Raw genomic sequence first — 9171 nt, forward strand, 5'->3', positions numbered from 1 at the left:
GCCCACCCCCGCCACCGAGCTCCCGCACCGCCCAGCGGGCGGTCGCCGCCCTGCTCACGGTGCTGCTCTTCGGCCTGATCATCTTCGGTGGGGGTGCCGCGGCCAACGCCGTCGACGGCGAACGTTGGTGGGGCTATCTCGCCGGCGGGCTGTTCTGCGTAATCATGGTCGCCGCTGCCCTGCGTAGCCGCCAGCGCTGAGTCGACGAACCCGCGAACCGGGACCGTCGAGCGGCAGGGGAGACTGTCACCCGTGCGTGTGGGCTTCCTGGTCGAGCAGCTGCTCGCGCCGGTTCCGGGTGGGACCGGCCGCTATTCCGCCGAGCTCGCGACCGCCCTCGCCCGCCGTGCCGTGCCGGGGGACGGGGTGGTCGGCTGGTGTGCCGCGCGGCGCAGCATCGACGCCGCGAGCCTGCCGGGTGTGCTCGGCCCGCTGCGCCTCGGGCTGCCCCGACGGGCGCTGGCCACGGCCTGGTCGCGCGGCGTCGGTCCCGCGCCGACCGGGGTGGACGTCATCCACGCGCCGACCCTGCTGCTTCCGCCCGCGGGCGGAACCGCCGGCTGGGCGACCGGCTCGCTGGTCGACGCCCTGCGCGGTTCCGGCCGGTCTGGCATATCCACTCGGTCCGAATCCGGCAGGTCTGCGGCCGATCATCGGTCCGAGTCCGACCGGTCCGGCGGCCGGTCGGCGGGTGGTCCGGTGCGACCGCCGTTGGCCGAGTGGGCCGCACACAGCGTCGCCCCGGCGCTCGGTGACGCGCTCGACCGCCGCCGGCCCCGGCCAAAACTGGTCGTGACGATCCACGACGCGGTGCCCTGGACCCATCCCGAGACGCTGACCCCGCACGGTGCCCGCTGGCACCGGCTGATGGGCGAGCGCGCCGCCCGGCACGCCGACGCGGTGATCGTCCCCACTCTTGCCGTCGCCGCCGAGGTGGCCCGGCATCTGCCGATTCCCCCCGAGCGGCTGCACGCCATCGGCGAGGGGGTGGCCGAGGCGGTTGTCCGTGTGCCGCCTGACGCCGACGCCCGCGCGGCTCGGCTGGGCCTGCCGCCGCCGGGCGGCTATCTGCTCACCCTCGCCACCCTGGAGCCGCGTAAGGGGCTGGACACCGCGCTCGCGGCGCTGCGCCGACCCGACGATCCGGGCCTGCCGCTGGTGCACGTCGGCGCGGCCGGCTGGGGCGGGCTCGACGTGCGCACCGAGGCGGCGCGGCACGGTCTGGACGGCTCCAGAGTCCGCACTCTTGGGCGAATCAGTGACGAGGATCTCGCGGTCGTGCTCTCGCGGGCCGGGGTGCTGCTGGCGCCGAGCCAGTCGGAGGGGTTCGGCCTGCCCGTGGTGGAGGCCATGGCGCACGGAGTGCCGGTTGTGATCTCCGATGCCCCGGCGCTGGTCGAGGTGGCGGGGGACGCCGCGCTGGTGGCAGGCGTCGGCGACGCCGCCGCGCTGTCCGCCGCGGTGGCCCGGATCGTCGGCGATCCAGTCCTGCGCGGGCGGCTGTCGGATGCCGGACGCACGCGCGCGCAGGCATTTACCTGGAATGCGGCGGCGGAGGCGACGTGGGCGCTCTACCGTCGAGTCGGCGGCTCCCCTGCCGTGTCCGTCGCCGCTGACGGGCGGGCGTAGTGTTGCCCCCGTTGGGAAGCAAGCGGTCACCGTGAAGCAAGCGGCCACCCCTGCGAGGGTGGCGCGTCAGGGAAGGAGCGCCGTGGGACCCCGGGTGCTCGTCGACGCGACTTCGGTCCCGGCCGACCGTGGTGGCGTTGGGCGTTATGTCGACGGGCTGGTCGCGGCGCTCGGCGCGGCTGGTGCGGACATGGCGCTGGTCTGCCAACGGTCGGACGAAGAGCGCTACAGCCGGATGGCTCCTCATGCCACCGTTCTGTCCGGGCCGGCGGCCATCGCCCACCGGCCCGCGCGGCTGGCGTGGGAGCAGACCGGGCTGCCGCTGGTTGCGGAGCAGGTGAATGCCGACGTCATCCATTCACCGCACTACACGATGCCGCTTCGGGCGCAGCAGCCCGTGTGCGTGACTATTCACGATGTCACCTTCTTTACCGAGCCAGACATGCACACGGCGGTGAAGGGGACGTTCTTCCGTTCGGCCATGCGTACCGCGGTGCGCCGCGCCGCCCGGATCATCGTTCCGTCGAAGGCGACCCGTGACGAGCTGATCCGCGTGCTCGACGGCGAGTCGACGACCACCGACGTTGCCTATCACGGCGTCGACACGTCGACGTTCCACCCGCCGACGGAGGAGGACAAGCTGCGCGTGCGCCGCCGCCTCGGCCTCGGCGACGCGCGCTACGTGGCCTTCCTCGGCATGCTGGAGCCGCGCAAGAACGTCCCGAACCTGATCCGTGGCTGGGCCGAGGCGGTGCACTGGCGTGACGAGCCGCCCGCCCTCGTGCTGGCCGGCGGTTCGGGCTGGGACGACGACGTCGACGCCGCCGTCGCCTCGGTGCCCAGCCACCTGCGGGTGATCCGGCCCGGCTACCTGCGTTTCTCCGACCTGCCGGGGTACCTGGGCGGGTCGTCGCTGGTCGCCTACCCGTCGCACGGCGAGGGCTTCGGGCTGCCGGTGCTGGAGGCGATGGCCTGCGGTGCGCCAGTGCTGACCACCCCGCGACTGTCGCTGCCGGAGGTCGGCGGGGACGCCGTCGCCTACACCCAGCCGGATCCGGACTCGATCGCCCGCGAGATGGGTGCCCTGCTCGACGATGCCGAGCGCCGCCGCCAGCTTGGTCAGGCGGGCCTCGCGCGGGCCCGGGAGTTCACCTGGGCGGCAAGCGCCGAGGCTCACCTGGCGAGCTACGCGCGGGCCGTAGCCGAGCGCTGAGCGCCCGACCCCGGGGCGAAGACCGCCGCAAAGGGCGCGCTACGGTCTTCTCGGCACGGATGCCGCTCGACGGTCACCACTGCCGGCGCGGGCCGTGCCGATCGGACGGATGACAGGCGGGCCGGCGAGGCGGGCGGGCCGGTGAGACGGGCGGGCGAGGACATGGGTGTGGAGCCGGAGATTCGGGTCGTCGTCGTGACCTTCCGGTCCGGGGAGATCATCGGAGCTTTTCTCGATTCCCTGGCGAAGGCGACGACCCGGGCCTACGAGGCCGTCATCGTCGACAACTCTCCGAAGCTCGACGCGGGCACCGGCGCGGCGGGGGAGCGCCCCGAGGTGCGGCTGCTGCGCCCGGGCCGCAACCTCGGCTACGGCAGCGCCATCAACAGGGGCGCCGCCGGCGCTGGCGCACCCTGGCTGGTGATCTCCAACGCCGACATCGCGTTCCGACCGGGCGCGCTGGACGAGCTGATCGCCGCGGCGCGGCGTTGGCCCGGTGGAGGCGCCTTCGGCCCCGGGATCACCAACCCCGACGGTGCTCTCTACCCGTCGGCCCGCGACCTGCCGTCGTTGGGGCGGGGGATCGGCCACGCGCTGTTCGGCTGGTGCTGGCCGACGAATCCGTGGACCGCCTCCTACCGGCGGGAGCGGGGTGCCCCGCGGGAGATGACCGCCGGCTGGCTGTCCGGCTCCTGCCAGCTGCTGCGCCGGGAGGCGTTCGAGGCGGTCGGCGGCTTCGACGAGTCGTACTTCATGTTCATGGAGGACGTCGACCTGGGCCGGCGGATCGGGGTGGCGTCCTGGCAGTCGGTGTATGTGCCCACCGCGGTCGTCGAGCATCTCGGCGGGCACTCGACGAAGCGGTCGTCCCGGCGGATGGTGGTGGCCCACCATCGCAGCATGTTCCGCTATCTGTCCCGACAGTACCCGGGGCCGGGGCGCGCGCCCCTGCGGCTGCTGCTCGGCGTCGGGCTCGGCGCCCGGCTGCTGCTCGCCCTCGCCTTCGCCAAGGACAGCGCCGGGGCCAGGGCCACCCGATCCGCGGAGCTGCTCACCGACCGCGGGATCACCCCCGGCGGATGAGCCTCGGCGGTGCTCGGGCACCCGGGCGCGTGGCGTGACCAGACGGTAAACAGATCGTATCTGCCCCATGGCGGCACGTTCGGGTAGTGGTCCCGCTGCCCATCCGTCTCCAAGAGCTACCCCATGCCCTGCGACACTGACTCTCCATGGACGCAGTGATGCTTGTCGGCGGTCAGGGGACCCGTCTACGACCACTGACGATGTCGGCCCCCAAGCCGATGTTGCCGGTCGCTGGGGTGCCGGTCACCGCGCACATGCTGGCTCGGGCGCGTGACGCCGGGATCGACCGGGTGGTACTTGCCACCTCCTACCGCGCGGAGGTCTTCGAGGAGTACTTCGGGGACGGGTCCGCCCACGGCCTCGAGCTGGAGTACGTGACCGAGACGGAGCCGCTGGGCACGGGTGGCGCCATCCGCAACGTCGCCGGGCGCCTGCGCGGCGGCCCCGACGACCCGATCGTGATCTTCAACGGTGACATCCTGTCCGGCCTGGACATCCGGGCGCTGATCCGTCGGCACACCGCGGCGGACGCCGCGGTCACCCTGCACCTGACCGAGGTGTCCGATCCGCGGGCCTTCGGCGTGGTGCCGGTGGACGCGGACGGTCGTGTCACCGAGTTCCTCGAGAAGACGCCCGATCCGCCCACCAACCTGATCAACGCCGGCTGCTATGTGTTCCGCCGTTCAGTGATCGATTCCATCGCCGTGGGTCGGCCGGTGTCGGTCGAGCGGGAGACCTTCCCCGGCCTGCTGGCCGCCGGCACGTCGGTCATGGGCTACCCGGACAGCACCTACTGGCTCGATCTGGGCACGCCGGCGGCGTTCGTCCAGGGCAGCCGCGACCTGGTGACCGGCCGGATGGTCTCCTCGGCGCTGCCCGGCCCGGTCGGGGACTGCCTGGTTCTGGCCGGCGCCGTCGTTGCCGCCGACGCCAAGATCAGCGGCGGTGCCACCGTGGGGGCGCGCTGCCGGGTGGGCACGGGCGCCGCGGTCGACGGCGCCGTGCTCTTCGACGGGGCGATCATCGAGGCCGGCGCCACCGTGCGGGACAGTGTGATCGGTCGCGATGCCGTGATCGGCCCCGGCGTCGTGCTCGACGGCGTGGTCGTCGGTGACGGCGCCGTCATCGAGGGGGGCAACGAGCTGCGGGCCGGCGCGCGGGTGTTCCCGGGCGCGGTCCTCACCGCCGGCGCGGTGCGGTTCAGCTCCGACCGCACCTGACCCGGCCGATCTCGGCCAGCCATTGCGGCCGATCGTCGGATATGCCCTGATCCGACAGGACAGACTGAGGTCCGTGCTCGTCAGCGCATCGCTCAGCGCATCGGACGCGCTCACCGCCGTCCTCGTGCGGACCTTCGCCGTGCTGCGGGTGCTGGGCATGGTCACCACGGCGCTGTACCTGGCGGTGTGGTGGTCCTGGTACAGCCAGCACCCGGTGGGGCTCGCCGCCGTGCTGCTGGTGCTCGCGTGGGGGCTCGGCTACGTGGCGCTGAGCCTTCGCGGCAGGTTCGGCACCGGCCTCGTCCTCGCCAACGTCGGCGTGGGCGCGACCGGGGCGCTCGCCGCCGGCGCCGCTGTGCCGGCGGTGTCCGTCGGTGGCGCGGGGACCTGGATCTACCTCGGCTGCGCCCACGCCGCCCTGGTCGCAGGCGCGATGACCAGCCGGCGGGTGCTCGCCGGCGTGCTGGTCACCCTGTGTGCGGCCCTGGCGGGTGGGGTGGGCCTGGCTGGCCGGCTTGCCGCGGCTGTGCCCACCGATGCGGGCTGGTCGGCGTCCGTGGCGGCCCGCTCGGCGTCGGACCCCGGCGGGTCGCACCGCCGGGTCGCCGTCGCCATCCTGCTCATCGCCTTCCTGTCCCTGCTCGTCCGGTTCGGGGTGGGGCGGCTGCGGGTGACCGCGGGCAGGGCCGATGACCAGCTACGGGCGGCGGCGGACCATGAGCGGGCGGAGATGATCGCCGTGGCCCGTGCCCGCGCGGAGCGGGAGCGCGAACGCGTCCTGCACGACACGGTGCTCAACACCCTCGCCGGCATCGCCTGGGGCGGCGGCGACGCGCGGCTCACGCGAACCCAGGCCGGGGACGCCATCGCCGCCGTCCGAGGGCTGCTCGACGCTCCACCCGGCGACGGCGCGCGCAGCCTCGACGCCCGGCTCGACGCCGTCGCCGACGCCGCCCGGTTGCGTGGGCTGCGGGTGCGGCTCGGCCGGACCGGCACGGTCGGCATGCAGGGCTCCCTGCTGTCGGGCAACGCCAGCGGGCAGGAGCTGCCGCCGGAGGTGGCCGCCGCGTTGGCCGCCGCGACCGCCGAGCTGCTGTCCAACGTCCGCCGGCACGCCGCCACCGGCCAGGCCTTGGTCACCGTGCACCGCACCCCGACCGCGGTCGGGGTGATGGTGCGCGACGAGGGGCGGGGTTTCGACCCGGCCGCCGTGCCCGCCGATCGGCTTGGGCTGAGCCGCTCGGTGCAGGCCCGGCTCGCCGAGGTCGGCGGTCGCGTCCGGCTGGTAACCGCCCCCGGCCGTGGCACCCGGGTGATGCTGACCTGGGCGCGGGCCGCGTCCGGCGTCGCCCCGGACGCCGCGGGCGGGTCGCCCCGATCGGCAGGGTCGGCCGCTGTCCGCCGGGTCGTGCCTGCCTGGCTGCCCCGTGCGCTGCCCGGCCGTAGGTCGGCTCACGCCCGCGAACGGGGACCAGGCCTGCCGTCCGCCGAGGAGCTGCGCCGGTCCTACACCGCGAGCCTGCGCCGCGCCGTGGCGACCGCCGTCGCGATCTGGTACCCGTTCACCGGGTCGGTACTGCTCGTGCTGCCCGGCGGGCTGCGCGGATCCCCGGTCGCCATCGGGCTGTGGTTCCTGCTCGGCGCCGCGGTCGGGCTGGTGGCCCGGCGGGTGCGCCGCCGCCCGGCCACCCGGGTCGAGGCTCTGGGCCTGTTGGCGTGCGGGCTCGCGGTGACGGTGGCCACCGCCGCGTTGGTCGGCACCGCGGATCCGACGGCGAGTCGGCTCGCGGTCTGGCCGGTGCTGGTGCTGCCGTTGCTGCTCATGCAGGTCACGGTGTCCCGGCCGCCGGCGGAGTGGATCGCCGCCCTGGCCTGTGCGGCTGCCACGCTCGCCGGTGTCACGGTGTTCGGAGCCGCGGCGGGGCCGTTGCCGTTCGCGCAGCTCCTGTCGGCGCTCAACGGCCTGGTGGCGCTGCAGATCATGGCGGCGATGGGCGGTCCGGTGCTGCGCCGCTCGGCGGACGCGACGGCCCGGGCCCTCGGGCAGGAAGCCCGTCTCACGGCCGGGCGGGAGGCCGAGGTCCGGATCCGGATGGATCGGGCGCGGGCGCTCGGCATGATCGAGTGCGAGGTACTGCCGCTGCTCGCGGCGGTGTGTGACGGGCTGCTCGATCCGCGTGACCTGGCGGTGCGCCAGCGGTGCCGGCGGTTCGCCGCCATGATCCGCCGCACCCTCGTCGCCAGTCACGCGGCCGCGCTCGGTGACCTTGCGCCGGCGCTGTTCGACGCGGAATCGCGCGGCGTGCGCATCGACGCCCAGATCGCCGGGGATCTGCGGGCGGCTCCGGCGCCCGTGCGCGCCCAGCTGGAAGCCCTGCTGCCGCAGGCACTGCGGGCGATCCAGGCCCGCCGCGCGCTGCTGACCCTGATCTGCGATGCCACCGGAGGCAGCCTCACGCTCACCATGGCGGGCGCCGCGATCCCGCCGGACTGGGCTCGCGCGATCACTGGTCAGGGTGTCCCCGACGACGCACACCGGCCGGGCGCCACGGCCGTGACGGTCAGCGTGGACGACGACGACGGCCAGCTGTGCCTGCAGCTGAGCTGGGCGGTAACCGCCGCCGCCGCCATGGACCCGGCGACGGGCATCCCACGCGACGCCGGCCGGGCGAAGGCCAACACCGATCGGTGAATGCGGCAATATTCGGCCGATGGCGGGGACAATCGGCCCCATGAGGTTCAGCGTGGAACGCGACGTGTTCGCCGACGCGACCGGCTGGGCCGCCCGACATCTCCCGAGCCGCCCGGGTCCGACTCCGAGCGCGCTGACGGGCCTGCTGCTCGAGGCGGCCGACTCCCAGCCGGGCACCGGCCTGCTGATCTGTGCCTTCGACGCCGAGGTGGCCGTGCGGGCGCCGGTGACGGCGGCGGTGGAGGAACCGGGCCGGGTCCTGGTGCCCGGCCGGCTGCTGGCGGACATCGTGCACAGCCTGCCCGCGACGACGGTCGAGGTCGCCGTCGACGGCGACCGGCTGGTGCTGCGTTGCGGCAGCGTGCGCTTCACCGTCCCGTTGATGGATCTCGCGGACTATCCCGAGCTGCCGCGCTTCCCCGCACCCATCGGCGAGGTGGACACCCTCGGGTTCGCCGCGGCGGTCGGTCAGGTCGCACCGGCGGCCGGGCGGGACGAGACGGTGCCGGTGCTCACCGCGGTCCGGCTGGAGATCTCTGGTCGTGGCCTGATCCTGGCGGCCACCGACCGCTACCGGCTGGCGGTGCGCGCCATCCCGTGGCAGCCGACCGTCGATGATCCCTGGGCCCTGGCGCACGTGCCCGCGAAGGTGCTCGCCGAGGTGGCCCGCACGCCCACCTCCGCCTCCCGGATCGTGATCGGGCTCGACCTCGCCGACCCGGCGGGCGCCCGGCTGGGCCTGGCCGCGGCAGGTCGGCAGACCATCGTCCGGCTCATCGACGGCACCTTCCCCAACTACCGCAAGCTCCTGCCCGAGACGGCTGCGTACACGGTCACCGCGCAGACCGCCGCACTCGCCGCGGCGGTCCGCCGGGTGGCCGTGGTCGCGACGCGGACCGCGCCGCTGCGCTTCACCTTCACCCAGGACCAGGTCGTCGCGGAGGCGGGGGACGGCGGCGGGGCTCAGGCCAGCGAGACGATCCCCGTCGAATACTCCGGGCCCGAGCTGTCCGTGCTGTTCAACCCCTCGTACCTGCTGGACGGGCTCGGGGCCGTGGAGGACGACGAGGCGACCATCGGGTTCGTGGCCGCGGACCCGGCCGAGGCCACCGCCCGGCCGGCGGTGCTCACCGGCAAGGACAGCGGCGGGGTGCGCGAGCCCGGTGGCGGTCCCGTCGACGAGGGCGCCTTCCGCTACCTGCTGATGCCGATCCGTACCGGCTCGCCCAGCTGAACCCGGCGACCGGCCGGGCCCGGCCGAGCGCTCAGGGCCCCGGCCGAGCGCTCAGGGCGTGCGGGTCAGCGGGGCGTGCGGGCGGTCAGGGTGCGGGGGT

Annotated in this window: 6 protein-coding genes and 1 pseudogene; all 7 read left to right on the top strand. The window is 74.6% G+C overall.

Features of this window, described 5'->3' with window-relative positions; all coding sequences use genetic code 11:
- Window positions 1–200: pseudogene (locus NBZ83_RS26225) on the top strand (hypothetical protein); the annotation flags it as partial.
- A gap of 52 nt (window positions 201–252) precedes the next feature.
- Complete coding sequence (locus NBZ83_RS26230) at window positions 253–1629, top strand: glycosyltransferase family 4 protein (RefSeq protein ID WP_261565245.1); 1377 nt, start codon at window positions 253–255, stop codon at window positions 1627–1629.
- Between the two features lie 82 nt (window positions 1630–1711).
- Window positions 1712–2842 (top strand): glycosyltransferase family 4 protein, encoded by a 1131-nt coding sequence (locus NBZ83_RS26235; RefSeq protein WP_261559565.1) that lies wholly within the window; start codon window positions 1712–1714, stop codon window positions 2840–2842.
- A gap of 162 nt (window positions 2843–3004) precedes the next feature.
- The gene (locus NBZ83_RS26240; protein WP_261565320.1) at window positions 3005–3925 is read left to right on the top strand and encodes a glycosyltransferase family 2 protein; all 921 of its coding nucleotides are present in this window, start codon (window positions 3005–3007) and stop codon (window positions 3923–3925) included.
- 158 nt (window positions 3926–4083) lie between these two features.
- On the top strand, window positions 4084–5145 hold the full coding sequence (gene manB / locus NBZ83_RS26245) for a mannose-1-phosphate guanylyltransferase (protein ID WP_498041080.1): 1062 nt from the start codon (window positions 4084–4086) through the stop codon (window positions 5143–5145).
- Between the two features lie 73 nt (window positions 5146–5218).
- Window positions 5219–7837, top strand: coding sequence for a sensor histidine kinase (locus NBZ83_RS26250; protein WP_261575994.1), 2619 nt, complete (start codon window positions 5219–5221; stop codon window positions 7835–7837).
- A gap of 40 nt (window positions 7838–7877) precedes the next feature.
- Complete coding sequence (dnaN, locus tag NBZ83_RS26255) at window positions 7878–9071, top strand: DNA polymerase III subunit beta (RefSeq protein ID WP_261565248.1); 1194 nt, start codon at window positions 7878–7880, stop codon at window positions 9069–9071.
- The last annotated feature ends 100 nt before the right edge of the window (window positions 9072–9171 follow it).

The organism is Frankia gtarii (assembly GCF_025403375.1).
In the GTDB taxonomy this organism is placed as follows: Bacteria; Actinomycetota; Actinomycetes; order Frankiales; family Frankiaceae; genus Frankia; species Frankia gtarii.